The sequence below is a fragment of the Streptomyces sp. NBC_01471 genome (genome assembly GCF_041438865.1).
Taxonomy (GTDB): Bacteria; Actinomycetota; Actinomycetes; order Streptomycetales; family Streptomycetaceae; genus Streptomyces.
Genome location: NZ_CP109450.1, coordinates 2,119,458 through 2,143,812, shown reverse-complemented (window position 1 = coordinate 2,143,812; position 24,355 = coordinate 2,119,458). Strand labels below are relative to the sequence as shown.

22 protein-coding genes are annotated in these 24,355 nt (G+C 70.5%); 11 read left to right on the top strand and 11 right to left on the bottom strand.

The genetic code is table 11. From position 1 onward, the window contains the following. Positions 1-63: 63 nt before the first annotated feature. The 5 genes from atpA to OG285_RS09370 all read left to right on the top strand — a co-directional run bounded on the left by atpA (position 64) and on the right by OG285_RS09370 (position 5,132). The gene (gene atpA, locus OG285_RS09390) at positions 64-1,659 is read left to right on the top strand and encodes a F0F1 ATP synthase subunit alpha (protein ID WP_356827103.1); all 1,596 of its coding nucleotides are present in this window, start codon (positions 64-66) and stop codon (positions 1,657-1,659) included. A gap of 20 nt (positions 1,660-1,679) precedes the next feature. Then, entirely contained in the window at positions 1,680-2,609 is a 930-nt protein-coding gene (locus OG285_RS09385) for a F0F1 ATP synthase subunit gamma (protein WP_356827102.1), read from the top strand. Further along, entirely contained in the window at positions 2,610-4,061 is a 1,452-nt protein-coding gene (atpD, locus tag OG285_RS09380) for a F0F1 ATP synthase subunit beta (protein WP_356827101.1), read from the top strand. A gap of 131 nt (positions 4,062-4,192) precedes the next feature. After that, positions 4,193-4,567, top strand: a complete 375-nt coding sequence (locus OG285_RS09375) for a F0F1 ATP synthase subunit epsilon (protein WP_328319665.1) — start codon at positions 4,193-4,195, stop codon at positions 4,565-4,567. Positions 4,568-4,685: 118 nt separating this feature from the next. Continuing rightward, positions 4,686-5,132: a DUF2550 domain-containing protein gene (locus tag OG285_RS09370; protein WP_266853019.1), complete on the top strand. Its 447-nt coding sequence runs from the start codon at positions 4,686-4,688 to the stop codon at positions 5,130-5,132. 14 nt (positions 5,133-5,146) lie between these two features. Here the strand turns inward: OG285_RS09370 and OG285_RS09365 are convergent, their stop codons facing one another. From OG285_RS09365 to OG285_RS09355, 3 genes are read right to left on the bottom strand one after another with little or no spacing between them, the layout of a single operon-like run. Beyond that, entirely contained in the window at positions 5,147-5,719 is a 573-nt protein-coding gene (locus tag OG285_RS09365; protein ID WP_371790722.1) for a cob(I)yrinic acid a,c-diamide adenosyltransferase, read from the bottom strand. Positions 5,720-5,743: 24 nt separating this feature from the next. Further along, a complete protein-coding gene (locus OG285_RS09360) occupies positions 5,744-6,493 on the bottom strand; it encodes an ABC transporter permease (RefSeq protein ID WP_356827099.1) in 750 nt (249 codons plus the stop codon). A gap of 11 nt (positions 6,494-6,504) precedes the next feature. Further along, positions 6,505-7,287, bottom strand: a complete 783-nt coding sequence (locus tag OG285_RS09355) for an ABC transporter ATP-binding protein (protein ID WP_371790721.1) — start codon at positions 7,285-7,287, stop codon at positions 6,505-6,507. A 99-nt stretch (positions 7,288-7,386) separates the two neighbouring features. Between OG285_RS09355 and OG285_RS09350 the strand changes: the two genes are divergently transcribed. The 4 genes from OG285_RS09350 (at position 7,387) to OG285_RS09335 (ending at position 12,283) form a co-directional block, all read left to right on the top strand. Further along, on the top strand, positions 7,387-8,022 hold the full coding sequence (locus tag OG285_RS09350) for a TetR/AcrR family transcriptional regulator (RefSeq protein WP_371790720.1): 636 nt from the start codon (positions 7,387-7,389) through the stop codon (positions 8,020-8,022). Between the two features lie 130 nt (positions 8,023-8,152). Next, the gene (locus tag OG285_RS09345) at positions 8,153-9,001 is read left to right on the top strand and encodes a 3-hydroxyacyl-CoA dehydrogenase family protein (RefSeq protein ID WP_356827096.1); all 849 of its coding nucleotides are present in this window, start codon (positions 8,153-8,155) and stop codon (positions 8,999-9,001) included. A 146-nt stretch (positions 9,002-9,147) separates the two neighbouring features. Next, a complete protein-coding gene (locus tag OG285_RS09340; RefSeq protein WP_164264323.1) occupies positions 9,148-9,471 on the top strand; it encodes an STAS domain-containing protein in 324 nt (107 codons plus the stop codon). A 208-nt stretch (positions 9,472-9,679) separates the two neighbouring features. Then, positions 9,680-12,283, top strand: coding sequence for an ATP-binding protein (locus tag OG285_RS09335; protein ID WP_371790719.1), 2,604 nt, complete (start codon positions 9,680-9,682; stop codon positions 12,281-12,283). A 72-nt stretch (positions 12,284-12,355) separates the two neighbouring features. On the opposite strand, the gene nucS is transcribed toward OG285_RS09335, so the two are convergent. Further along, positions 12,356-13,027 (bottom strand): endonuclease NucS, encoded by a 672-nt coding sequence (nucS, locus tag OG285_RS09330; protein ID WP_164267471.1) that lies wholly within the window; start codon positions 13,025-13,027, stop codon positions 12,356-12,358. A 214-nt stretch (positions 13,028-13,241) separates the two neighbouring features. Between nucS and OG285_RS09325 the strand changes: the two genes are divergently transcribed. Continuing rightward, on the top strand, positions 13,242-13,634 hold the full coding sequence (locus OG285_RS09325) for an SCO5389 family protein (RefSeq protein WP_164267472.1): 393 nt from the start codon (positions 13,242-13,244) through the stop codon (positions 13,632-13,634). Positions 13,635-13,706: 72 nt separating this feature from the next. Here the strand turns inward: OG285_RS09325 and OG285_RS09320 are convergent, their stop codons facing one another. Next, complete coding sequence (locus OG285_RS09320; protein WP_356827094.1) at positions 13,707-14,738, bottom strand: LLM class flavin-dependent oxidoreductase; 1,032 nt, start codon at positions 14,736-14,738, stop codon at positions 13,707-13,709. 220 nt (positions 14,739-14,958) lie between these two features. On the opposite strand from OG285_RS09320, the gene OG285_RS09315 reads away from it, so the two are divergent. Beyond that, positions 14,959-15,291 (top strand): ATP/GTP-binding protein, encoded by a 333-nt coding sequence (locus OG285_RS09315; RefSeq protein ID WP_356827093.1) that lies wholly within the window; start codon positions 14,959-14,961, stop codon positions 15,289-15,291. Positions 15,292-15,314: 23 nt separating this feature from the next. Here OG285_RS09315 and OG285_RS09310 read toward each other — a convergent pair whose 3' ends face one another. From OG285_RS09310 to scy, 6 genes are all read right to left on the bottom strand, one after another. Then, positions 15,315-16,181, bottom strand: coding sequence for an ABC transporter permease subunit (locus OG285_RS09310; RefSeq protein ID WP_371790718.1), 867 nt, complete (start codon positions 16,179-16,181; stop codon positions 15,315-15,317). Further along, positions 16,178-17,296, bottom strand: a complete 1,119-nt coding sequence (locus OG285_RS09305; RefSeq protein ID WP_371790717.1) for an ABC transporter ATP-binding protein — start codon at positions 17,294-17,296, stop codon at positions 16,178-16,180. The genes OG285_RS09310 and OG285_RS09305 overlap by 4 nt, the downstream gene beginning before the upstream one ends. Positions 17,297-17,445: 149 nt before the next feature. Beyond that, entirely contained in the window at positions 17,446-18,213 is a 768-nt protein-coding gene (locus tag OG285_RS09300) for an ABC transporter permease subunit (protein ID WP_371790716.1), read from the bottom strand. 2 nt (positions 18,214-18,215) lie between these two features. Then, entirely contained in the window at positions 18,216-19,241 is a 1,026-nt protein-coding gene (locus OG285_RS09295) for an ABC transporter ATP-binding protein (protein WP_356827089.1), read from the bottom strand. A 197-nt stretch (positions 19,242-19,438) separates the two neighbouring features. Continuing rightward, positions 19,439-20,377 (bottom strand): cellulose-binding protein, encoded by a 939-nt coding sequence (locus tag OG285_RS09290; RefSeq protein ID WP_356827088.1) that lies wholly within the window; start codon positions 20,375-20,377, stop codon positions 19,439-19,441. 114 nt (positions 20,378-20,491) lie between these two features. Beyond that, on the bottom strand, positions 20,492-24,211 hold the full coding sequence (gene scy / locus OG285_RS09285) for a polarized growth protein Scy (RefSeq protein ID WP_371790715.1): 3,720 nt from the start codon (positions 24,209-24,211) through the stop codon (positions 20,492-20,494). Positions 24,212-24,355 lie beyond the last annotated feature (144 nt).

The following is a 24,355-nucleotide window of genomic DNA, read 5'->3' as shown; positions in this document are numbered from 1 at the left end:
AACGGCCCGAGTTGGGCCGACAAGTAATTGATTCGGGCCCAACAAGGAGAGCAGGGAACCCAGATGGCGGAGCTCACGATCCGGCCGGAGGAGATCCGGGACGCACTGGAGACGTTTGTCCAGTCGTACCAGCCGGACGCGGCCTCGCGCGAGGAGGTCGGTACGGTCAGCGTGGCCGGCGACGGTATCGCGAAGGTCGAGGGTCTTCCCTCGGCCATGGCGAACGAGCTGCTGAAGTTCGAGGACGGCACGCTCGGTCTTGCGCTGAACCTTGAAGAGCGCGAGATCGGCGCGATCGTTCTCGGCGAGTTCAACGGGATCGAGGAGGGCCAGCCGGTGCAGCGCACCGGTGAGGTGCTCGCGGTCGGCGTCGGCGAGGGCTACCTCGGCCGCGTCGTCGACCCGCTCGGCAACCCGATCGACGGCCTCGGCGACATCGAGACCGAAAGCCGCCGTGCGCTGGAGCTCCAGGCTCCCGGCGTCATGGTGCGCAAGTCCGTGCACGAGCCGATGCAGACCGGCTACAAGGCCGTCGACGCGATGGTGCCGATCGGCCGTGGCCAGCGTCAGCTGATCATCGGTGACCGGCAGACCGGCAAGACCGCGCTGGCCGTCGACACGATCATCAACCAGCGCGACAACTGGCGCACCGGCGACCCGTCGAAGCAGGTCCGCTGCATCTACGTCGCCATCGGCCAGAAGGGCTCCACCATCGCGTCCGTACGCGGTGCGCTGGAGGAGGCGGGTGCCCTGGAGTACACGACGATCGTCGCTGCTCCGGCTTCCGACCCGGCCGGCTTCAAGTACCTGGCGCCGTACACCGGCTCGGCCATCGGCCAGCACTGGATGTACGCCGGCAAGCACGTCCTGATCATCTTCGACGACCTCTCGAAGCAGGCCGACGCCTACCGTGCCGTGTCGCTGCTGCTGCGCCGTCCGCCGGGCCGTGAGGCCTACCCGGGCGACGTCTTCTACCTGCACTCCCGTCTGCTGGAGCGCTGTGCGAAGCTCTCCGACGACATGGGCGCCGGTTCGATGACGGGTCTCCCGATCGTCGAGACCAAGGCGAACGACGTGTCGGCGTTCATTCCGACCAACGTCATCTCCATCACCGACGGTCAGTGCTTCCTGGAGTCCGACCTGTTCAACGCCGGCCAGCGGCCCGCGCTGAACGTCGGTATCTCGGTCTCCCGTGTCGGTGGCTCCGCCCAGCACAAGGCCATGAAGCAGGTCTCCGGCCGGCTCCGTGTCGACCTCGCCCAGTACCGCGAGCTGGAGGCGTTCGCCGCCTTCGGTTCCGACCTGGACGCCGCGTCGAAGGCGTCGCTGGAGCGCGGTAAGCGCATGGTCGAGCTGCTGAAGCAGGGCCAGTACGAGCCGATGCCCGTCGAGGAGCAGGTCGTCTCCGTCTGGGCCGGTACCACCGGCAAGATGGACGACGTCCCGGTCGGCGACATCCGCCGCTTCGAGACCGAGCTGCTGGAGCACCTGCGCCGCGAGCGCAAGGAGCTCCTCACCTCGATCGCCGAGGGCGGCAAGATGTCGGACGACACGCTGACCTCGATCGCTGACGCGATCACCGCCTTCAAGCGGCAGTTCGAGACCTCGGACGGCCAGCTCCTGGGCGAGGACGCGCCGGCCGTCAACGTCTCCAAGTGACGACGGAAGGGACCTGACTCATGGGAGCCCAGCTCCGGGTCTACAAGCGTCGCATCCGATCCGTCACCGCGACCAAGAAGATCACCAAGGCGATGGAGATGATCGCCGCCTCGCGCATCGTCAAGGCGCAGCGCAAGGTGGCGGCATCGATGCCGTACGCGACCGAGCTCACCCGCGCGGTGACCGCGGTGGCGACCGGCTCCACGACCAACCATCCGCTCACCACCGAGGCCGAGTCCCCGGTCCGTGCCGCGATCGTGCTCATCACGAGCGACCGCGGTCTGGCCGGCGGCTACTCCTCCAACGCCATCAAGGCCGCGGAGCGGCTCACCGAGCGGCTGCGCGGTGAGGGCAAGGAGGTCGACACGTACATCGTCGGCCGCAAGGGTGTCTCGTACTACGGTTTCCGCGAGCGCAAGGTCGTGGATTCGTGGACCGGGTTCACCGACAGCCCGACCTACGCGGACGCCAAGCGGGTCGCCGCACCCCTGATCGAGTCCATCGAGAAGGAGACGGCCGAGGGCGGCGTCGACGAACTGCACATCGTCTTCACGGAGTTCGTGTCGATGATCACGCAGAGCGCGGTCGACAGCCGGATGCTGCCTCTCTCTCTCGACGAGGCCGCTGAGGGCGGGACACCCGCGGACAGTGCGAAGGGCGAGATCCTTCCGCTGTTCGACTTCGAGCCGTCGGCGGAGGACGTCCTCGACGCCCTGCTGCCGCGCTACGTCGAGAGCCGTGTCTACAACGCACTGCTTCAGTCGGCCGCTTCCGAGCACGCCGCCCGTCGCCGCGCGATGAAGTCGGCGACCGACAACGCCGGGGATCTCATCAAGAGCCTCACCCGGCTTGCCAACGCGGCCCGCCAGGCCGAAATCACCCAGGAAATCAGCGAGATCGTCGGTGGCGCGAGCGCCCTGGCCGACGCGACCGCGGGGAGTGACAGGTAAATGACGACGACTACCGAAAGCGCCGTGACGGCCGCCGCCACGGGCCGCGTTGCCCGGGTCATCGGCCCGGTCGTCGACGTGGAGTTCCCCGTCGACGCGATGCCGGAGATCTACAACGCCCTCACCGTCCAGGTCGCTGACCCGGCCGAGGACGGCAAGCTCAAGACGCTGACTCTCGAAGTCGCCCAGCACCTGGGTGACGGCGTGATCCGCGCGATCTCGATGCAGCCCACCGACGGCCTGGTCCGCCAGGCCCCGGTCACGGACACCGGCAACGGCATCACCGTGCCCGTCGGTGACATCACCAAGGGCAAGGTGTTCAACACCCTCGGTGAGATCCTGAACAAGCCCGAGGCCGAGTCGGAGATCACCGAGCGCTGGCCGATCCACCGCAAGGCACCGGCCTTCGACCAGCTCGAGTCGAAGACCAAGATGTTCGAGACCGGAATCAAGGTCATCGACCTTCTCACCCCGTACGTCACGGGTGGAAAGATCGGCCTGATGGGCGGTGCCGGTGTCGGCAAGACCGTTCTGATCCAGGAAATGATCTACCGCGTCGCCAACAACCACGACGGTGTGTCGGTGTTCGCGGGCGTCGGTGAGCGTACCCGTGAGGGCAACGACCTCATCGAGGAAATGGCCGAGTCCGGCGTCATCGACAAGACGGCGCTTGTCTTCGGCCAGATGGACGAGCCCCCGGGCACCCGTCTCCGTGTCGCGCTCGCCGGTCTGACCATGGCGGAGTACTTCCGCGATGTGCAGAAGCAGGACGTGCTCTTCTTCATCGACAACATCTTCCGTTACACCCAGGCCGGTTCCGAGGTCTCCACGCTGCTCGGCCGTATGCCGTCCGCCGTGGGTTACCAGCCGAACCTGGCCGACGAGATGGGTCTGCTGCAGGAGCGCATCACCTCGACGCGCGGTCACTCGATCACCTCGATGCAGGCGATCTACATCCCCGCGGACGACCTGACCGACCCGGCGCCGGCGGCCACCTTCGCCCACCTGGACGCGGTGACCGTGCTGTCGCGTCCGATCTCGGAGAAGGGCATCTACCCGGCGGTCGACCCGCTGGACTCGTCGTCCCGGATCCTGGACCCGCGTTACATCGCGAAGGACCACTACGACGCCGGTATGCGCGTCAAGGGAATCCTTCAGAAGTACAAGGACCTCCAGGACATCATCGCGATCCTCGGTATCGACGAGCTGGGCGAGGAGGACAAGCTCGTTGTCCACCGTGCCCGTCGCGTCGAGCGCTTCCTGTCGCAGAACACCCACGTCGCCAAGCAGTTCACCGGCGTGGACGGTTCGGACGTGCCGCTCGACGAGTCGATCACCGCGTTCAACGCGATCTGCGACGGGGACTACGACCACTTCCCCGAGCAGGCGTTCTTCATGTGCGGTGGCATCGAGGACCTCAAGGCCAACGCCAAGGAGCTCGGCGTCTCCTGAGTCTCACCGACTCGTGTGAGTCATCCGACTCGTGTGAGAGGGGCGGGCGTGTCCCGTCCCTCTCCTCACGCCCATTAGACTTTGACCCAACACCCGGCAGCAGTGCCGGGTGGTGACCCGAGGAGCCACCCTTGGCTGCTGAGCTGCACGTCGAGCTGGTCGCGGCGGACCGTAGTGTCTGGTCCGGCGAGGCGACACTGGTTGTCGCGCGCACCACGTCCGGCGACATCGGCGTCATGCCCGGTCACCAGCCGCTGCTCGGTGTGCTGGAATCGGGCCCGGTGACCATTCGTACGAGCGAGGGCGGGACGGTCGTTGCCGCTGTGCACGGCGGTTTCCTCTCGTTCGCCGACAACAAGCTTTCGCTGCTGGCCGAGATCGCGGAGCTGGCTGACGAGATCGATGTCCAGCGCGCCGAGCGTGCGCTGGAGAGTGCCAAGTCGGACGACGACTCTGCCGCTGAGCGGCGCGCCGATGTCCGACTGCGTGCGGTGACGGGGAACTGACGCCTCCCACCGAGATTTGACCTCAGCCGCGGCCCGTCCGGAACCATCCGGACCGGGTCGCGGCTGAGGCGATGCAGAACCAGTTCCCTTACGGCATGAGGCGAGGAGGTCGGTGTAGATGATCCTCGCTCTGCTTGTGTGCGGCCTGGTCGTCGTACTGGTAGCGGTGGGACTCTTCGTCTTCGGCCTGCGCCGGCGGCTGATCCAGCGTTCCGGGGGCACCTTCGACTGCAGCGTGCGCTGGGACCTTCCGGAGAAACCGGATGTATCCGGCAAGGGCTGGGTGTACGGGGTGGCCCGGTACAGCGGTGACCGCATCATGTGGTTCCGGGTCTTCTCTTACGCCCCGCGCCCGCGCCGCACTCTGGAGCGCCAGTCCATCGAAGTCGTCTCCCGGCGTACGCCGGAGGGCGAGGAGGAACTGGCGCTCCTTTCTGATGCGATCGTGCTGCGATGTTCGCACCAGGGCGTCCGGCTCGAACTCGCGATGAGCGAGGACGCACTGACCGGCTTCCTCGCCTGGCTGGAAGCGGCACCGCCGGGCCAGCGGGTCAACGTGGCTTAGCAGCGGGAAGGCCCTTACCGTTCGCCGCCCGGCACCCACAGCACGTCCCCGACCTCCTTGTTCGCGGTGCGGGCCAGGATGAACAGCAGGTCGGACAGCCGGTTCAGATACGTCGCGGTGAGCGCGTTCATCACCTCGCCGTGCACCTCCATCGCCGCCCAGGTGGACCGCTCGGCCCTGCGCACCACGGTGCACGCGTGGTGCAGCAGCGCGGCTCCCGGAGTGCCGCCCGGCAGGATGAAGCTCCGCAGCTTCTCCAGGTCTTCGAGGAAGCGGTCGCAGTCGGCCTCCAGCTTGTCGACGTACGACTGCTCCACCCGCAGCGGCGGATACTTCGGGCTCTCCACCACGGGCGTGGACAGGTCGGCCCCCACGTCGAACAGGTCGTTCTGGACGCGGACGAGTACCTTGACCACCTCGTCCGGCAGACCGCCGAGCGCGACAGCGGTACCGATGGCCGCGTTGGCCTCGTTGGCGTCGGCGTACGCGGAGATCCGCAGATCGGTCTTGGCGGTCCGGCTCATGTCGCCGAGCGCGGTGGTGCCCTTGTCGCCGGTACGGGTGTAGATGCGCGTCAGATTGACCATGCGGCTGAGCCTAACGGTGCCCGGTCAGCCGCCGGCCCTGCGGAAGACACGTGTGCCCACCGTCACGGCCGCGGCGGCCAGGGCCCCGGCCGCGAGCACTCCGTAGAGCATTGCCGTACCGGTGTACTCGCCCACGTAGCCCGCCCGTACCGCGTCCACGAGATAGCGGAAGGGCATGAAGTGCGACAGCACGTTCAGCCAGCCCGGGGCCAGCGTCATCGGCAGCATCAGCCCCGACAGCAGCATGGACGGCATGGTCACCGCGTTGATGACCGGGCCGAACTCGTGCGGCTTGGAGACCTTCAGGGCCAGCGCGTACGAGAGCGAGGCGAGCGCCACCGTCAGGACGCCCACGAAGGCGAAGCCGATCAGCACCCCGCCCAGCGGCGCCCGCAACCCCATCACCAGGGCCGTCAGGACCAGCAGGACGGACTGGAAGACGAAGAGCGCGGCGTCCCGCAGCACCCGGCCCAGCAGCAGCGCCAGCCGGCTGACCGGGGTCGCCCGCATCCGCTCGAACACCCCGGTCTGGTTCTCGATGATGATGGCGAAGCCGCTGAAGGAGGCTCCGAACAGGGCGAGTTGGAGCAGCAGTCCGGGGACCAGGATCTGCCAGGAGCCGCCCTGCGCACCGAGCGGCAGACCGGTCAGCAGCGGGCCGAAGAAGAGCAGGTAGAGCAGCGGCATCAGGACGCCGAAGAGAATCTGGAACGTGGAGCGCGCCGTCTGCCGGGCGTAGCGGCCGAAGATCAGCGCGGTGTCGTGCATCAGCATGTGAAGGGCTCCTACACGGCTACGGGGGAGGTCTCGGCGGGTGCTGCGGTGCGGCCGGTGATGGCGAGGAAGGCGTCCTGGAGAGTGGCGTCGATGGATCCGGTGTACCGGAGCTTCAGCGCGCCGGGCGTTCCGTCGGCCACCACCGTGCCCTCGTCCATGACGACCAGCCGGTCGGCCAGCGCGTCCGCCTCGTCGAGGTAGTGCGTGGTCAGGACGACCGTGGTGCCGTGCTCGTCCCGCAGCCCGCGCACCAGCTCCCAGAGATCGGCCCGGCTGCCCGGGTCGAGCCCGGTGGTGGGCTCGTCGAGGAAGAGCACCTCGGGCCGGTGGGTGAGGCCCATCGCGATGTCCAGGCGCCGCCGCTGGCCACCGGAGAGGGTGGCGCACTTGCGGTCGAGCAGCGCGGTCAGGGCCAGTTCGGACGCCAGCTCGTCGGCGCGTTCGCCGGCCCGCGCCCGGCCCAGCCGGTACAGGCGGCCCTGGGTGACGAGCTCCTCGCGTACGGACATCTGGGGGTCGACGCCGCCCGCCTGGGCGACGTAACCGATCTTCCGGCGGACGCCCGCCGGGTCCCGCACCAGGTCGCAGCCCGCGACCGTGGCCGCCCCCGCGCTGGGTGCCAGCAGGGTGGTGAGCATCCGCAGCGTGGTGGTCTTGCCCGCGCCGTTGGGTCCCAGGAAGCCCAGGATCTCGCCGGCCCGGACGGTCAGGTCGATCCCGTGTACGGCTTCGACCGGACCGGCCTTGGTGGTGAAGGTCCGGGCCAGCCCGGACGTACTGATGATTGGCATGGCACTCAGAAAAACAGAGACACTCTATGTTTGCAATCCATATAAATTTTGACGTGACACCAAACTTTCAAGGACCGGCCGCCCGCATACGATGCGGGCATGGCTGAGGGGCTCAGGGAGCGTAAGAAGCGCCGGACCAGGCAGTACATCTCCGATGTGGCGACCGGGCTGTTCCTGGAGCGCGGCTTCGACGAGGTGACCGTCGCGGAGGTCGCCGAGGCGGCGGAGGTCGCCGTCAACACGGTGTACAACTACTTCCCGGCGAAGGAGGACCTGTTCCTCGACCGCAGCAAGGGCGTGGTGGACCGGCTCACGCGCTATGTGCGCGGCCGGGACCAGGGGGAGTCGGCGGCGGGTGCGGTCCTGCGTGAACTGCGCGACCAGGTGCAGGCGGTCTCGCCCACCGTCGGGCTCCTCGACGGCTACGACCGCTTCATGCGCGTCGTGCAGAACGCGCACACCCTGCGCTCCCGGATGTGGCACATCCAGCAGCAGTCGCTGGCGAATGTGGAGGCGGCGCTGCGGGAGGAGACCGGTGCGACCGGGTCCGACACGCTTCCGACCCTGGTGGCCGGTCAGCTCGCCTGGATCCAGTCGACGCTGATGGCGTGGATCGGCGAGGAGATGATCGCCGGGCACGCGCCGGACGAAGTCTCCCGGCGGGCCCTGGATCTTCTGGACGACATGGAAGAGGTCCTGGGGGAGAAAGTGCTCAACTACGCGGTAAGGGCCTGAGGGTGACGCCCCGGAGTGTGATGTCCGCCATGTGGGACGTGACGCGCATCTCTTAGCCACCACAAGGCGCCCCGCTCCCTATAGCCTCCGCCCCAGAGCCGTTTGCAGAAAGCCATTGAAGGGGTGCCAATTGGCCAGGAAGCTCGCTGTCATCGGAGCCGGACTCATGGGTTCCGGAATCGCGCAGGTGTCGGCCCAGGCCGGCTGGGACGTGGTTCTGCGCGATGTCACCGATGCGGCCGTGACCCGCGGCACCGATGCCATCAAGGCGTCCTACGCGCGGTTCGTCGCGAAGGGCAAGCTGGAGGCGGCCGACGCCGATGCGGCGCTCGCGCGGATCACCACGACGACCGATCTGGACGCGGTCGCCGACGCGGACATCGTCGTGGAGGCGGTGTTCGAGAAGCTTGAGGTCAAGCACGAGATCTTCCGCGCGCTGGACAAGCTGGTCCGGGAGGACACGGTCCTCGCCTCCAACACCTCGGCGATCCCGATCACCAAGATCGCGGCGGTGACGGAGCGCCCGGAGCGGGTCGTCGGCGCGCACTTCTTCTCGCCCGTTCCGATGATGCGGCTGTGCGAGCTGGTCCGCGGCTACAAGACGAGCGACGAAACCCTCGCCACCGCAAGGGAGTTCGCCGAGTCGGTCGGAAAGACCTGCATCGTCGTCAACCGGGACGTGGCCGGTTTCGTCACCACCCGGCTCATCTCCGCGCTCGTCGTCGAGGCGGCCAAGCTGTACGAGTCGGGCGTGGCCACCGCCGAGGACATCGACATCGCCTGCAAGCTCGGGTTCGGGCACGCCATGGGTCCGCTGGCCACCGCGGATCTGACCGGTGTCGACATCCTGCTGCACGCGACGGGCAACATCTACACCGAATCCCAGGACGAGAAGTTCGCTCCGCCGGAGCTGATGCGCCGAATGGTCGACGCGGGTGACATCGGTCGTAAGAGCGGGCAGGGGTTCTACAAGCACTGAATCGCACGTGCTGCTTCGCGATCACCCGGCTGGGTGAATTCGGTATCGGTTCGCTTACGGACGGCAACTTCTTTCCCGGCGGGGCAGTCAGTTCAGTGACAGACGTGAAAGACGTGACGGAGTCCGAGAACTCCCGGGGAGCGCATATGCATATCAGGGGCGACCACGTCGAGCTGGTCGTCGGGGGCCGCCTCGACGTCCGCAGCGCGGCGGACGCCCGTACGGTCCTGCACTCGGCTGTCGACGACGGTGTCGGCGATCTGGTGCTCGACCTGACCGAACTCGATTCCTGGGACGCCACCGGACTCGGGGTGATCATGGGCGTCCACCGGAGGGCCGGGAGATGCGGCCGCCGGCTCGTCCTGCGCGGGGTGCCGCCGCAGATGCAGCGCCTCCTGGTGGCGACCCGGCTGCACCGCATTCTGGCCATCGAGGGCGGGATCGCCGCCGAATGCCTGCCCCGCGTCTGACGGAGCCCGCGTACCGTCCCGGGGCACCGGGGGGCATCCCGCCGCACCGGGGACCCCGAGTGGTGACGGATACTGGCTGAAGGTCTAAGGTTCGGTCGCCTACTGATTGACGAACCCATGTGCGGTAGGCGCCGGACCAGAAGCGACAGCGTGGTGTGCGAGGCCGGGAAGGCAGACCGCGCGCAACGCCAGCTGGGGGCTTTCACCTATGGATCCGATCACGAGCGGACCGGACGAGCACGGCCAGGATTCCGGCCACGGCCCGGGGCGGCCCGGTGGTCCGGCGTCACCAAGACCACCGCGGGATCCGCTCGCACCCGACCTCGGACAGCAGGCGCCCGCCCGCGCCCGCACCGTGCGGCTCGTCACCGGTGACTTCCTGGTCACCGTGAACCCGGTCGACGGCAGTGAGATCGAACACTGCCCGCCGGGCGAACACCCCGGCGCCCCGGAACGGTACAGCCCCCAGGAGCGCGCGGACCTGCTGCGGGCGGCGGGCCCGCCGGTGCCGCCAGGACCCGCGGGACCCGAACTCCCGCTCCTTGAGCGGCAGGAGGAGCACGAGCAACTGGTGCGGCTGCTGGCGCGCGGGCGGTCCGTACGCCTGACGGGCCCGGCCGGCTCCGGGCGCACCTCGCTGCTCGACGCGGTCGCCCGGGACTGCTCGGCCTTCGCACCCGACGGGGTCGTCCGGCTGTCCGGCTACCACCGCACCCCCGCCGACCTGCTGTACGGGCTCTTCGCCGCCGTCCACCGGGCCCCCCTGCACCGGCCCGACAGGGCCGAGCTCCTCGCCCTGGTGCGCCGGATCGGCGCGATCGTCGTCCTGGACGACCTGGAGTTCGGCGGAGCCGCACTGGAGGAGCTGCTCGACGCGACCCCCGAGTGCGCCTTCCTGCTCGCCGCGACCCCGGAGGTGACCGCCCCGCTCCCCGAGTCCCACCTGGAGGAGGTCGTCCTCGGCGGTCTCGGGCGCAGCGCCTCGCTCGACCTCCTGGAGCGCGCCGTGGAGCGGCCGCTCACCGACGAGGAGGCCAACTGGGCGGGCGACCTGTGGTTCGAGTCGGAGGGGCTGCCGCTGCGCTTCGTACAGGCGGGGGCGCTGCTGCGCCAGCGGGACCTGCTGCGTACGGGTCCCGAGGCCTTCGGCTCGTACCCCGGGCCCAGCACCGACGACGCCTTCCCGGACGGCTCCGCCACGGCGGACCCGCCCGGCGACGCCCCCGAGGTCCCGCTGCCCACCCTCGGCCAGGGGGCGGCGCCCGCCCAGCTGCTCGCCGAGCGGCTCAGCGACGCGGCCCGGGCCACGCTGGCCTTCGCCGTGGCGCTCGGCGGCGAGGTGCCGCACCAGGCCCATCTGCCGGCGCTGGTCGGCGACACCCACGCCGACGCGGCGATGGGTGAGCTGGCCGGGTCCGGGCTCCTCTCCCCGGCCGGTTCGCACCACCGGCTGGCCGCCGGTGTCGTCCAGCAGCTGGAGGCCGGGGGATACGCCGACGATTCCGCCGGGCACGCGCTGACCACCGCCCAGCACTACGCCTGGTGGGCGGGCCACCCCTCGGTGGCCCCCGAGCGGGCCGCCGCCGAGGCCGACGCCATCCTCGCCGCGATGAGCGCACTCGTGCCCGGCACGGAGGCCGGACACCCCAGCGCCGCCGTGCTGCTGGCCCGCAGCGCCGCCCCGGCCTTCGCCGCCGGACTGCACTGGAGTGCCTGGGAGCGCGCACTGCGGACCGGCCAGGAGGCGGCCAGGCTCTCCGGCGAGGTCGCCCAAGAGGCCTACTTCCACCACGAGTTGGGTGTGCTGGCGCTCTGCACGGGCAACGCGGACCGGGCGCTGGCCGAGCTGGAGGCGTCCATAGCGCTGCGCGGCGCGCTGGCCGACAAGGCCGGCACGGTCGCAGGGCGCAGGGCGCTCGCGCTCATCGCCGACCGTTCGGGAGCCGCGTCGCTGGGCGGCTACGTGCCGGGCGGCCCCGGCGACACCCCGGCGCAGGGGGCCGAGATCCTGCCGTCCGCGCACGAGGACGCTGTTCCGCCTCCCGTCGGCACGGGCGCGGCCGGTGCGGTCGTCTCGCTCTCCCCGGCGCCCGACGACCACATCACGCTGGTCACCCAGCAGGTGCCCGGGGCCGGCGCCGCTCCGCACGGCCGGCGCCGTACGGTCCTGGGAGGCGCCCGGCGCAATCTGGTCGCGGCCGGGGCCGGGGTGCTGCTCGCCGGAGTGCTCGGCACCGTGGTGACCCTCGGCGCCACGAGCGACAACGACTCCGGGACCGGGGACGGCCGGCCGGGCCGGTCCGTCAACGACGACACCGGCAAGGACGGGATGAGCGCGGACGAGCCGACGCAGAGCACGCCCGGTACCTCGGACGGCTCCGCCGGCAGCGGTACCGGCGCCCCCTCCTCATCCGGCAGCCCGAGCGCCACCGGCAGCCCCCGGCCCTCCGGGAGCAGCACCCCGTCGGACGGCGCTTCGACGCCCGGCGACGCGTCCTCGTCCCCGTCGGGCAAGCCGTCCGGTTCCAGCGGGAAGCCGCCCACGAAGCCCTCGACGCCGCCGACCAAGCCCTCGCACTCGCCGCCCAGCAGCCCGTCCACATCCCCGAGCGACCCGCCCGGCAGCCCGAGCCCCACCCCGTCGGGCTCGGCGTCCGAGGACCCGCCGCCCGCCAATTCGCCCTCGTCCACCCAGAGCGTCATGCGGCCCTCCACGGCCTCCAACGGGCCGGTGGACAGCGGGAGTCCGTCGACTCCTCCGCAGGACGCGCGGGCGTCCTCCGTGTCCCCCTCGTCTCCTTCGGCGGACTGACACGTACACAGCGGAAGGCCCCGGTGGACACGGTGTCCGCCGGGGCCTTCCGCTTCAGCCGTACCCGCGGTCTCAGAAGAGCCGCAGCTTGTCGTCCTCGATGCCCCGCATCGCGTCGTAGTCGAGCACCACGCACTCGATCCCGCGGTCCGTGGCCAGCACCCGGGCCTGCGGCTTGATCTCCTGCGCCGCGAAGACGCCCTTCACCGGGGCCAGATGGGGATCCCGGTTCAGCAGCTCCAGATAGCGGGTGAGCTGCTCCACGCCGTCGATGTCGCCGCGCCGCTTCAGCTCGACGGCCACGGTCCCGCCGTCCGCGTCCCGGCAGAGGATGTCCACCGGGCCGATCGCCGTCATGTATTCACGCCGAATCAGGGTGTGGCCCTCACCGAGGGTTTCGATGCGGTCGGCGAGGAGTTCCTGGAGGTGGGCCTCCACGCCGTCCTTGATGAGCCCCGGGTCGACGCCCAGCTCGTGCGAGGAGTCGTGGAGGACCTCCTCCATCGTGATGATGAGCTTCTCGCCCGCCTTGTTCACGACCGTCCACTGACCGGTGTCGTCCCCCGTCCCCTCCTTCAGAGTGCAGGGCGGAGACATCCAGTTGAGGGGTTTGTACGCCCTGTCGTCCGCATGAATCGAGACGCTTCCGTCGGCCTTGACCAGGATCAGGCGCGGAGCGGACGGCAGATGGGCGGTGAGGCGGCCCGCATAGTCGACGGAGCAGCGGGCGATGACGAGACGCATGGTCGGCAACGCTACTCGACATCGCGGCTTGTACGCGATTCGCCCTGAACAACCCCGTTCGTTATTGGCCGGTTGTGTGCCCATTCTCCTGGTGCGGGCGCCTGCGCACGCATACCGTGGAAGCAGGAGGTCGTCACGCGTGTACTCTGCGTCGCGATCCTCCCGCCCCTGCCCGTAAGGCCCCGGCTCCTCCGGGGTCGCGAGAGGAGAACCCATGTCGCTCGACGTCTCACCGGCCCTACTCGAACAGGCCGAGCGAGGCGAGGTCGATGAAGCCGACTTCATCGACTGCGTCCGGACCTCCCTGCCCTACGCATGGGAGATGATCAGCTCTCTGGCGGTCCAGCTGAAGGTCGACGGCGGCGAGTTCGCCGACAACCAGACGCCTCCCCCCAATGAGCAGGCGCGCGGGCAGCTGCTGCGCGCACTCGCGAGTGACGCGATACGCGGAGCGCTGCAGCGGCATTTCGGGGTGCGCCTGGCATTCCAGAACTGTCACCGTGTGGCGGTCTTCCCGCTCGATCCCTCGGTCGATGAGCGGCTCGGCCGCTTCACCTCGATCAGGGGTCAGCTACTGAACCAGTCTCCGGAACTCAGGGACTGCTGACGCCCCGGGCTGCCGCTCCGCACCGCTGGAGGTGTCTAGGCTGCCGGAGCGGCAGCGCCCGGTTCCACCGGATCAGTGCAATCGCGGAAGGACTTCGGCTCCGATCAGCCGGAGGTTCTCCTCGGTGGCCGCTACATCGCCCGAACCCTCCACCAGCATCGCGAACCGTGTGATGCCGGTCCTCTCCGCCGTGGCCGCGAGCCGGTCGGCAGCCAGGCGGGGAGGGCCCACCGGATGGATCCCGCAGAGCATCTCCGTGTACGCGACCGGGTCCCGCATCGCACGGTGCCTGCCGTCGACGGTCACGTGGGCGTCAAGTCCCTGTTTGAGCCAGCCCGGCATCGCCTTGACCAGAGTCTCCGCCGCCTCGGCCCGGCGGTCCGCGATCTGCGCCACCCCGGCCGCCACGTGCCCGCCGTCCGCCACGGTTTCGGGCGGAACTCCCGCCGCCCGCGCGTGCGTTCGCCACAGGGCGACCATTTCGGCCTTCTCCTCGTCGTCCGAGTGCATCCCGAGCAGCATCGGCAGCCCGCGCTCGGCGGCGAGCCGCACACTGGCCGGTGAGGTGCACGCCACGATGACCTCGGGCCCCGGCACGTCACCGCACCGCAGCTCCTGCGGCCTCGGTACGACCGCGACCTCACGGAAGCGGAAGCGCTCCCCGTCGGCCGACACCCGGGATTCGCGCAGCCACCGCAGCAGCAGATCCAGCGACTCCGGGAACCCGCTCTCGTACGCGCCGAGCCCGGAGCCGAAGACCTCCAGGTCCACCCAGGGCCCGCCGCGCCCCACCCCGAGGCTGAACCGTCCGCCCGATGTGATGTGCAGCAGCGCCGCCTGCTCGCCCAGCGCCACCGGGTGCACGGTCGGCAGGACGCTCACCGCCGTACCGACCCGGATACGCCGGGTGCGGCCCAGCACCATCGCGGCCAGCGTCACCGCCGACGGGCACACCCCGTACGGGACGAAATGGTGCTCGGCCAGCCAGACCGCATCGAGCCCGGACTCCTCGGCGACCTCGGCGGACCGCACCGCGCGGTGCAGTGTCTCTTCCTGCCCCTGCCCCGGGAACTGGGCTGCCAGTACAAATGCCCCAACACGCATCGCCTTCTGCCTCCTTGCGGCCGACGCGACTCTCCCCTTATTGGCAACAACGCCTGACACGTGCCAAGGGCACGGCCCATCGCAAAGTTGTTGTGATTTTCCGGTAAGCGGGGCTCCCGGGGCTTTCACGCTCTCACGGTGAGCGATACGGATGTGCCGTTCCGCTGCCCGTAGGCTGGACCGAGCGAGAAACTGTCCGCTCTGCCCCGTGAGGTGTTACGTGTCCCCGCGCCGCAACCGCCCCCGTGCGGGCGAGAAGCCGAGCGAGCCCGTCGGTAGGGGTGGGGGACCGGACCGCTTCGGCCTCCAGGCCACCGAGTCCTGGCAGGGCGAGGAATGGTCGGTCCGCATGGTCAGCGGGGCGAGCGCGCAGGGCAAGCGCTACCGGTGCCCCGGCTGCGACCAGGAGATTCCCTCGGGGGTGCCGCATGTGGTGGCCTGGCCCGAGTACGGCGGGGTCGACGACCGCAGGCACTGGCACAAGGCCTGCTGGAACGCGAAGGACCGCCGCACCTCACGGGTGCAGCGGTCCCGTAACGCACCGCGGTACTGACGGATCTGTCCGCCCCGGCCGGCTCAGACGTCCCGGTTGCTGAGCGCGGCGAGCGCGCCCGCGTACACCACCGCCGTGACCCCGAGCAGGATCCACAGCGGCTGCCACCCCGACGGGCCGGTGCTGGAGACGGAGGTGCTGTAGAACGCGCTGAGCTGGTTGGGGATCGAGTACTCGAAGAGCTTGTCGCGCAGGCCGGACAGCGACTGGGCGAACATGAACAGCGCCAGCACCAGCGGGAGCAGCACCACCCCGAGCATGACCGTGATTGCACCGGCCGAGTGCCGGATCAGCGAGCCGACAGCCAGCGACAGCAGCCCCAGCAGGGCGACGTAGAGGCTGACGCCGAACGTCGCGAGGATCCACTGTTCGCCGTCCGGCGTCCGGGCGCCCGTCCCCTTGAGCATCGCGTACTGGAACATCGCGACCAGCGTGGTCGTCACCAGCAGGATCACGAAGGCCAGCAGGAAGAAGACGATCGCCTTCGCGGCGAGCACCCGGGCCCGGCTGGGGCAGGCGGTCAGGGTCGTGCGGATCATGCCGGTGCCGTACTCGGAGGCCACCGTCAGCACGCCGAGCGTGATCACGCACATGGAGCCGAGCAGCACACCGAAGAACCCCATGCTCAGCACGGGGGTGCCGTTCATGGTGGAACCGGACGACCTGATGGCGACCGTCGACAGCAGGCCGATGCCGAAGACGAGCACGATCAGCACGCCGAGCGTCCACATCGTGGAGCGGACCGACCTGATCTTCGTCCACTCCGAAGCCACGGCGTGCCCGAGGTGCGCGTCGGTCACCGGGATCGGCGAGACGTAGTACGGGGCCTGCGGGGGGCGGGGCGGCTGCTGCTGCGGCGGCTGGAACGGCGCGGAAGCGGGGGTCGTCATCGGAGGTCCTCCGGGGCGGGAGCGGGCGCGGGGGCGGCGGCCTGCGGCGCCGCGGGGCCGGTGGCGGGGGGCGCGGGCGCGGCGGCAGCCGGGGGAGCGTACGGGTTCGGGCCGGGCGGCGGAGGGGCGTACCAGCTCTGCTGCGGCACCTCCGGCGGCGCGGGCAGCGGGTGGCCCGGCTGCTCGAAGCCGGACAGCTGGTCCGCCGTGGAGCGGTAGTCGACCGCGCCCTGCGTCATCCGCATGTACGCCTCCTCCAGCGAGGCCTGGTGCGGGGAGAGCTCCCACAGCCGTACGTCCCCGTCGTGCGCGACGTCACTGATCCGTGTCAGCGGCAGCCCCGTCACCCGCAGCGCCCCGTCCTGCTCCGGCATGACCTGCCCGCCGGCCTCGGTGAGCGCGGCCGTCAGCTTCTCGCGCTGCGGCACGTCCGGGGTGCGGACCCGCGCGAAGTCGGCCGAGTTGTGCGAGATGAAGTCCTTGACGCTCATGTCCGAGAGCAGCTGGCCCCGGCCGATCACGATCAGCTGGTCGGCGGTGAGGGCCATCTCGCTCATCAGGTGCGACGAGACGAAGACGGTACGGCCCTCCGCCGCAAGGGACTTCATCAGGTTGCGGACCCAGAGGATGCCCTCCGGGTCGAGGCCGTTGACGGGCTCGTCGAAGAGCAGGACCTGCGGGTCGCCGAGCAGCGCGGCGGCGATGCCCAGGCGCTGCCCCATGCCGAGCGAGAACCCCTTGGAACGCTTCCGGGCCACCTCCTGCAGGCCGACCACACCGAGCACCTCGTCGACCCGGCTCGCCGGGATCCCGGAGAGCTGCGCCAGCGAGAGCAGATGGCTGCGCGCGCTGCGGCCGCCGTGCACCGCCTTGGCGTCGAGCAGCGCGCCGACCTGCCGGGGGGCGTTCGGCAGCTTGCGGAAGGGGTGGCCGCCGATCGTGACGTGGCCGGAGGTCGGCTGGTCGAGGCCGAGGATCATGCGCATGGTGGTCGACTTCCCGGAGCCGTTGGGCCCCAGGAAGCCGGTCACCGTGCCGGGCCGCACCTGGAAGGAAAGGTTGTACACGGCCGTCTTGGCGCCGTAGCGCTTCGTCAGGCCGACTGCCTCGATCATTCTCCAGCCCCATCGACGTTTTTCGTGTCGTCGGGGCCTGGCCGAGTCCGGCCGAACACCCCCGTATGAGTGAGGAGGATATCCAGGCCTTGACGGTTCCAGCACGTCGTGCGAGCCGGTGGTCTCCGGCCGCCCGCCCCGGAACGACGTCAGGCGTCGCGCTTCTTCAGCAGCACATAGCCGGCGAGTACGGCGGCCACCACCCACAGGGCCATGATCCCCAGCCCGGCCCAGGGCCCGTACGGGGCGTCGTGACTGCTCGACACCACCTGAGTGATCTGCCTCCCGGCCTGGTCGGGGAGGTACTCGCCGACCTTCTTGGTGGCCGAGACGCTCCCCAGGATGTTGGAGATCAGGAAGAAGAACGGCATCAGGATGCCCAGCGACAGCATGGGGCTGCGCAGCAGCGAGGCGATGCCCATCGAGAACATCGTGATCAGCGTCATGTACAGCGCGGCGCCGAAGACCGCCCGCAGCACACCGGGGTCACCGATATGTGAACGGTGGCTGCCGAGCAGCGCCTGGCCGAGAAAGTACGTCGCGAAGCTCGTCACCACACCGACGACGAACGCGAGGACCGTGGCGACGACGATCTTGCTGAAGTAGAAGGTGGCGCGCTGTGGCACCGCCGCCAGCGACATCCGGATCATTCCGGTGCTGTACTCGTTCGAGACCACCAGCACCCCGAAGACGATCAGCGCGAGCTGACCGAGCACGATCCCCGCGAAGCTCACCGACGTCGGGTCGAAGGTGAGCCGGTCCGACCGGCTCATGTTGCTGAACTGCGAGTTCGACAGGGCGCTGAACAGCGCCCCGAACGCCACCGTGACCACCAGCGCGCTCGCCAGCGTCCAGACGGTGGACTGCACCGAGCGGATCTTGGTCCACTCCGACTTCATCACCTGGGCGGCCGCCATGGTCAGGCCCCCCTTTTCGGGTTCTGGCCCCACCTGGGCTGCTGCCCGGGCTGCTGCGGGTTCTGGCCCCACCCGGGCTGCTGTCCCGGCTGCTGCGGTGCCCCCGGCCGTGTGCTGTTGCCGCCGTCGTGTGCGTGGTACTCCACCGACTCCGCGGTGAGCTGCATGAACGCCTCTTCGAGTGAAGCCTGCTGGGGACTCAGCTCGTGCAGGACGAGCTGGTGCCGGGCGGCGAGTTCGCCGATGTCGGCCGCTGCGGTGCCGTCCACTTCGAGCGTGCCGTCACCCGCCGGGACCGGCTTGTACCCCGCCTCGTGCAGCACGTCGGAGAGCTGCTCCTGCTGCGGGGAGCGCAGCCGTACGTACGACCGCGAGTTCTGCGCGATGAAATCCGCCATGCTGGTGTCCGCCATCAGCCGCCCCTGGCCGATGACGACCAGGTGGTCGGCGGTGAGGGCCATCTCACTCATCAGGTGCGACGAGACGAAGATCGTGCGGCCCTGACCGGCGAGCGACTTCATGAGGTTGCGGATCCAGTGGATGCCCTCGGGGTCCAGTCCGTTCACCGGCTCGTCGAACATCAGGATCTCGGGGTCGCCGAGCAGCGCGCCCGCGATACCGAGCCGCTGCCCCATGCCGAGCGAGAATCCCTTGGCGCGCTTCTTCGCCACCGCCGAGAGGCCGACGGTCTCCAGCACCTCGCCGACCCGGGACGCCGGGATGCCGTTGCTCTGCGCGAGACAGAGGAGGTGGTTGTAGGCCGTACGCCCGCCGTGCATCGTCTTGGCGTCCAGCAGCGCGCCGATGTGCCGCAGCGGGTCCTTCAGGTCCGCGTAGTGCTTGCCGTCGATCCGGACATCGCCCCCCGTGGGGTTGTCCAGGCCGAGGACCATGCGCATCGTGGTGGACTTCCCGGCGCCGTTCGGCCCCAGGAAGCCGGTGACGATGCCCGGCCGTACGTTGAAGGTCAGCTGGTCGACCGCCGTCTTCTCGCCATAACGTTTGGTCAGCCCCGAGAGTTCGATCACTGCGTTCCGCCTCGTCGTTTCGGGTGATTCGCCTGGCCTTCCCCCTGCCCCCGGCCGGGCCGCGGAATCCTGAGGGCAGCACGGGGCAACGCTAGGCGCACAGCAAGCCCCCCGCCACCGGAATGACGGGGGGCTTGCTGTGCGCCACGGATCGGCGCGGAGGTGTGCGGACGCGGCCCCGCGGGAGGGGCGGCGGGTCAGCGGGTCTGCTGGGCCGGGACCCCGCGGGAGGCCGGCTCCTCGTCGGCCGGCGCACCGGCCGCGGCGACCGCGGCACCGGTCAGCGTGGCCAGCATCTCGCGGACGTTGGTCAGCTGCGCGTTGATCGAGTCGCGGCGGTTGGTGAGCGCCGCCAGCTCGCGCTCCGATTCGCTGCGGATCCGGTCGGCCTTGGCGTTCGCGTCGGCCACGATGTCCTCGGCCTGGCGCTGAGCCGTCTCCACCGTCTGACGGGCGCGGCGCTCGGCGTCCGTACGCAGCTTCTCCGCCTCCAGACGGAGCTGCTCGGCGCGGTGCTCGATCTCGGCCAGACGCTTCTCGGCCTTGGCCTGACGCGAGGCCAGGTCACGCTCCGACTGCTCGCGGCGCTTGGCCAGGTTCGTCTCGAAGTCCGCGGCGGCCTGGGCGGCCTTGGCGCGGGTCTCCTCGAAGAGCGCGTCGGCCTCCTCACGCTTGGACTGCGCGTCCTTCTGGGCCTCGGAGCGCAGCGTGGACGCTTCGCCCTTGGCCTTCTCGACGATCCGGACGCCTTCGTCCTCGGCCTTCGCCTTGCGCTCGGCGGCGAAGGACTCGGCGTCGTTGCGGACCTGCTGGGCGGCCGACTCGGCGAGCTCGCGGTGCTGCTCGGACGCGCGACGGGCCTCCTCACGGAGGTCCTTCGCCTCCTCCTCGGCCAGCCGGAGGATCTTCTCGACGCGCGCGCCGAGACCCGCGTACGACGGCTCCGCGTCGTTGACCTGGGCCTGCGCGTTCTGCGTCTCGAGGTGGAGTTCCTCGATGCGCTTTTCCAGAGAGGTGATCCGTGCCAGAGCGCTGTCACGGTCGGCGACGAGCTTGGTAATGCGGTCATCCACCTGACCGCGGTCGTAACCACGCCGCACGAGCTCGAAGCCGAATGGGGAGGAAGTGTCGCTCATGGGGTTCCTGTCGAATGAGACCGGTGAGGTGATAGGGGGAATCCTAGGGGCCGAAGCGGCGTGTCATCGAGCGGATGCCGGTTTGATCTGGAGAATGTCCAGCCTTTTGAGTGGCTAGCCATCAGAGGGCTTGCCGCTCGAACGAGTTCCCCCTGCCGCCGCACCTGCCTTGACGCCGTCTGCGGTCTTGCCGCTCCCGGTCGGCGCCTCAAAGGATTCCAACGCCTCGAGTACGTCCTGGACACGGGAGATTTCGGCCTGGATGTCCTGCCGGCGGCGCATCAGCACATCGTGCTCGCGGGTGGCTTCCTCGATGAGATGGTCCGATTCGGTCGCGGCGTCCGACTTGAGCTTCTCGGCCTCCTGTATCAGACCGGCCTTCTTCTGCTCGGCCTCCTTCAGAAGGGCCTCGGCCCGTTTGACGGCGGAGATCCGGACACTGGCCGCCTCCGACTCGGCGTCGGACACCAGCTCCTTGGCCTTCGCCTCGGCCTCGGCCTGCTGGTCGGCGGCCGCCTTCAGCAGCTTGTCGACGCGTTCGCCCGCCGACCTCAGCTGCTCGGCGGTCTCGCGGCGGGCCCGCTCGTGCAGCTCCTCGATCTCGGCCGTCACCCGGTCCCGCAGCTCCTCGGACCGCTCTCTTATGGCGGTCGCGTCCCGGCGCGCGCCGACGAGCAGCTCGTCGGCGTCCGTACGGGACCGCTCCACCAGGCTGTTGCCCTCGACGGTCGCCCCCGCGGTGATCCGGTCGGCCTCCTGACGGGCCGCACCGACCATCGTGTCGGCCTGCGCCTCGGCCTCGGTGGCGGTGCGCAGCGCCTCCTCCTGGGCCTTCGACATCAGCTGATCGGCCTGTTCCGCCGCGTCCGCGCGGCGCTTGGCCGCCACCTCGCGTGCCTCGTCCAGCACCCGGTCGGACTCCGACTGGGCCTCGGCGCGCAGCTGTTCGGCAGCGGCCGCGGCGTCGGTCCTGACCCGCTCGGCCTCCGCCCGGATGCGCTCGGCGGCCTGCTGGGCGGAGCCCACGGTCTCGGCCGCCTCGGCCCGCATCCGCTCCGACTCGCCGGAGGCCTCCGCGATCAGGGCGTCCGCCTGGCCCGCGGCGTCCGAACGGATGCGGTTGGCGTCCTCGCGGGCGTCGGCCCGGGCGCGGGCCGCGTCCTGCTCGGCCGATGCCACCGCGTCGGAGGCTTCGGTCCGCATGCGCTGGGCGTACTCGGCGGTGTCCGAGCGCAGCTTGTCCGACTCGGCGATGGCCTCCGAAACGGTGCGCTCCGCGAGGGACTTGGCGGCCTCGGACTCCTCCTGGGCGACACTCCGGATCCGGCTCGCGTCGCCGGACGCGCGCTCCCGCTCGGCGTGCGCGTCGGAGCGGAGCCGGTCCGCCTCCTCCTGCGCCTCGGTCCTGGTCCGCTCGGCCGCGTGCTCCGCCGCCGAGCGCAGCCCGGTGATCTCCTGTTCCGCCTGGTCCTGGAGACCCGCGACGGAGTCCCGTACCTGCTGCGCGGTCTGCTCGGCCGCCGACACCAGCTCGCCGGCCCTGCGGTCCGCCTCCTCGACCAGCCGCGCGGCCTCGGCCTGCGCCTCCTCCACCCGCTTGCGCGCGGAGGCCAGCAACTCCTCGCTCTGGCCGCGCGCCTGGGTCCGCTCCTGCTCGGCCTCGCCGCGGGCCGAGGTCAGCGTCTCCTCGGCCTCCCTGCGGCGCCGGTTGGCCTCCTCCTGGGCGGCGGCGAGCGCCTCCTGCGCCTCGGTGCCGACGCGTTCGGCCGCTGCCGCCGCCTCGGCGCGCATCCGGTCGGCGCTGTCCTGCGCCTCGGACTTGAGCCGCTCCGCCTCCGCGGTGGCCTCACCGCGCAGCCGTACGGCGATGTTCTCGCCCTCGGCGCGGGCCTGCGAGGCGTCCGCCGCGGCCTCGTCACGCAGCCGCTCGGCCTCCTGCTCGGCCTGCGCACGGAGGGCGCGGACCCGCTCGGCCGCCTCGGTGCGCAGCCGCTCGGTCTCGTCCGCGGTCTCCTTGCGGAGCCGCTGCGCCTCGGTGCGGGCGTCGGCCAGCGCCGTCTCGGCGGCGCTCAGCCGCTCCTCGGCCTCGGTGTGCAGCCGCGCCAGCTCGTCCGCCGCCTCGGCCCTGCGGGCCTCTATGCCGCGTTCGTTCTCCTCGCGCAGCGCACCGGCGGCCTCCTCGGCCTGGGTACGGGTCTCCTCGGCGTGCTCCTCGGCCTCGGCGGACAGCCGCTCGGCCTCGGCACGGGTGCGTTCCAGCGTCTCCTCGGCCTGGGTGCGCAGCGTCGTGGCGCGCTCGACGGCCTCGGCACGTACCCGCTCGGACTCGGCGGTGGCTGCGGAGCGGACCTCGTCCGCGTCGGCCGTCGCCTTGGCCAGCAGCTCCTCGGCGGTCCGCGCCGCCTCCTCGATCTGCTGCACGGCCTCCCGGCGGGCCTCACCACGGATGCGCTCGCCCTCCGCGACGGCGTCGGACCGCAGCTGCTCGGCCTCGCCGCGGAGCCTGCGCGCCTCGTCCTGGAGCTCGACCGTCTTGGCGCGGTACTCCTTGGTGTCGTCCTTGGCCGCGCCCTTGAGCTGCGCGGCGGACTCGGCGGCCTCGTCGCTGAGCCGCGCGGCCTCCGCCTCCGCCTCGTGGCGGATCCGCTCGGCCTCCTCGGCCGCGGCGCGGGTGGTCGACCTGGCGTCCTCGGAGGCCTTCGTCAGGACCTCCTCGGCGGTCCTGGCGGCCTTGGCCAGCTGGGCCGCGGTGTCCTCGGCCGCTGCTGTACGGGCCTTGTCACCGGCCTCGGTGACCATCCGCTCCGCAGTGCCCCGGGCGTCCTCAAGTGCCTGCTGGGCCTCCGCCTTGAGGGCCTCCGCGTCCTTGGTCGCCTCGCCGACGAGCCGGGCGATCTCCGCCTTCGCGGTGCGGGTGCGCTGCTCGTTGACCGAATCGGCCGTGGTGAGCTGCTTGGCCGCCGCGTCCTTCGCCTCGGTGAGGACCTTCTCGGCCTCCGCCCGCGCCTCGCGCAGCGCGCGCTCGGCCTCCTGGACCCGCTGCTCGGCACCGCGGCTGAGCTCGGCGGCCTGCCGGCGGGCCTGGTCGGACTCGGCGGTCGTGGACGTACGCAGCTGCTCGGCGTGGGTGGTGGCCTCCTGCGCCTGGGTGGAGGCGGCGGTCAGCAGCCGTTCCGCCTCGGCGCGGGCCCTGCGCAGGATCGTGTCGGCCTCGCTGCGGGCCGACTCGGCCTCGGAGCCCAGGCGCTGGCGGGCCTCGGTGACCAGCCGCTCGGCCTCGGCGCGGGCGGCGGCCAGGGACTGCTCGGCCTCGGCGCGCGACTCGTCCATGAGCCTGCGCGCCTGGGACTCGGTCCGGGCGCGCAACTGCTCGGCCCAGGCCACGTTCTCGTTGACGTGCGACTCGACGGTCTGCCGGCGCTCGGACAGCTCCTGGTCCAGGCGCTGGCGCCGGGTGACCGCCTCGCTGTGCAGCTCGGCCTGGAGCCTGGCCTGGTGCTCGGCGTGCTCCTGGAGGATGCGCTGCGTCTGGGCGCGCGCCTCGCGCAGTTCGCGCTCGGCGTCGGTGCGCAACTGGTCGGCCTGCACCTGTGCGTTCCGCAGCAACTGCTCGGCCTGGTAGCCGATGTCCGCCTGGTCGTAGGCAGGACGGGACGCCAGATTGCGGCGCGCCTCGTGGAGCTTGGCACGCAAGACCTCGACCTGGTAACCGAGGTCCTCGGCGTGCTGTACGGCCTTCTCCCGCTCGGTCTTCAGCCGGTCCATCTCGGCCTCGAACCGCGAAAGATGGTCGTCTTCAGCCCGGTGGCTCTCCTGGCGTTCGTAGCCCCGCACTGCGCGGTCCCATCCGTCCCCTGGTCGCAACACACTCTTCCCGTACGAGCGCCGCCGTCTCGGCGAAGACGGGCCCCCGGGGGAATGGTGTCAGATCAACGACGAGGCATGGGTCACAGGCCCCGATCCGGCCCCGGACCGGAG

What these genes read in the sequence shown, in the direction of transcription:
- OG285_RS09325 (WP_164267472.1), top strand. Translation starts at nt 13,242, where the DNA reads ATGTCGCTCGACGTCTCACCGGCCCTACTCGAACAGGCCGAGCGAGGC.
- nucS (WP_164267471.1), bottom strand. Translation starts at nt 13,027, where the DNA reads ATGCGTCTCGTCATCGCCCGCTGCTCCGTCGACTATGCGGGCCGCCTC.
- OG285_RS09290 (WP_356827088.1), bottom strand. Translation starts at nt 20,377, where the DNA reads ATGAGCGACACTTCCTCCCCATTCGGCTTCGAGCTCGTGCGGCGTGGT.
- atpD (WP_356827101.1), top strand. Translation starts at nt 2,610, where the DNA reads ATGACGACGACTACCGAAAGCGCCGTGACGGCCGCCGCCACGGGCCGC.
- OG285_RS09305 (WP_371790717.1), bottom strand. Translation starts at nt 17,296, where the DNA reads ATGATCGAGGCAGTCGGCCTGACGAAGCGCTACGGCGCCAAGACGGCC.
- OG285_RS09365 (WP_371790722.1), bottom strand. Translation starts at nt 5,719, where the DNA reads ATGGTCAATCTGACGCGCATCTACACCCGTACCGGCGACAAGGGCACC.
- OG285_RS09310 (WP_371790718.1), bottom strand. Translation starts at nt 16,181, where the DNA reads ATGACGACCCCCGCTTCCGCGCCGTTCCAGCCGCCGCAGCAGCAGCCG.
- atpA (WP_356827103.1), top strand. Translation starts at nt 64, where the DNA reads ATGGCGGAGCTCACGATCCGGCCGGAGGAGATCCGGGACGCACTGGAG.
- OG285_RS09360 (WP_356827099.1), bottom strand. Translation starts at nt 6,493, where the DNA reads ATGCTGATGCACGACACCGCGCTGATCTTCGGCCGCTACGCCCGGCAG.
- OG285_RS09300 (WP_371790716.1), bottom strand. Translation starts at nt 18,213, where the DNA reads ATGGCGGCCGCCCAGGTGATGAAGTCGGAGTGGACCAAGATCCGCTCG.
- OG285_RS09335 (WP_371790719.1), top strand. Translation starts at nt 9,680, where the DNA reads ATGGATCCGATCACGAGCGGACCGGACGAGCACGGCCAGGATTCCGGC.
- OG285_RS09355 (WP_371790721.1), bottom strand. Translation starts at nt 7,287, where the DNA reads ATGCCAATCATCAGTACGTCCGGGCTGGCCCGGACCTTCACCACCAAG.
- OG285_RS09320 (WP_356827094.1), bottom strand. Translation starts at nt 14,738, where the DNA reads ATGCGTGTTGGGGCATTTGTACTGGCAGCCCAGTTCCCGGGGCAGGGG.
- OG285_RS09340 (WP_164264323.1), top strand. Translation starts at nt 9,148, where the DNA reads ATGCATATCAGGGGCGACCACGTCGAGCTGGTCGTCGGGGGCCGCCTC.
- OG285_RS09385 (WP_356827102.1), top strand. Translation starts at nt 1,680, where the DNA reads ATGGGAGCCCAGCTCCGGGTCTACAAGCGTCGCATCCGATCCGTCACC.
- OG285_RS09370 (WP_266853019.1), top strand. Translation starts at nt 4,686, where the DNA reads ATGATCCTCGCTCTGCTTGTGTGCGGCCTGGTCGTCGTACTGGTAGCG.
- OG285_RS09350 (WP_371790720.1), top strand. Translation starts at nt 7,387, where the DNA reads ATGGCTGAGGGGCTCAGGGAGCGTAAGAAGCGCCGGACCAGGCAGTAC.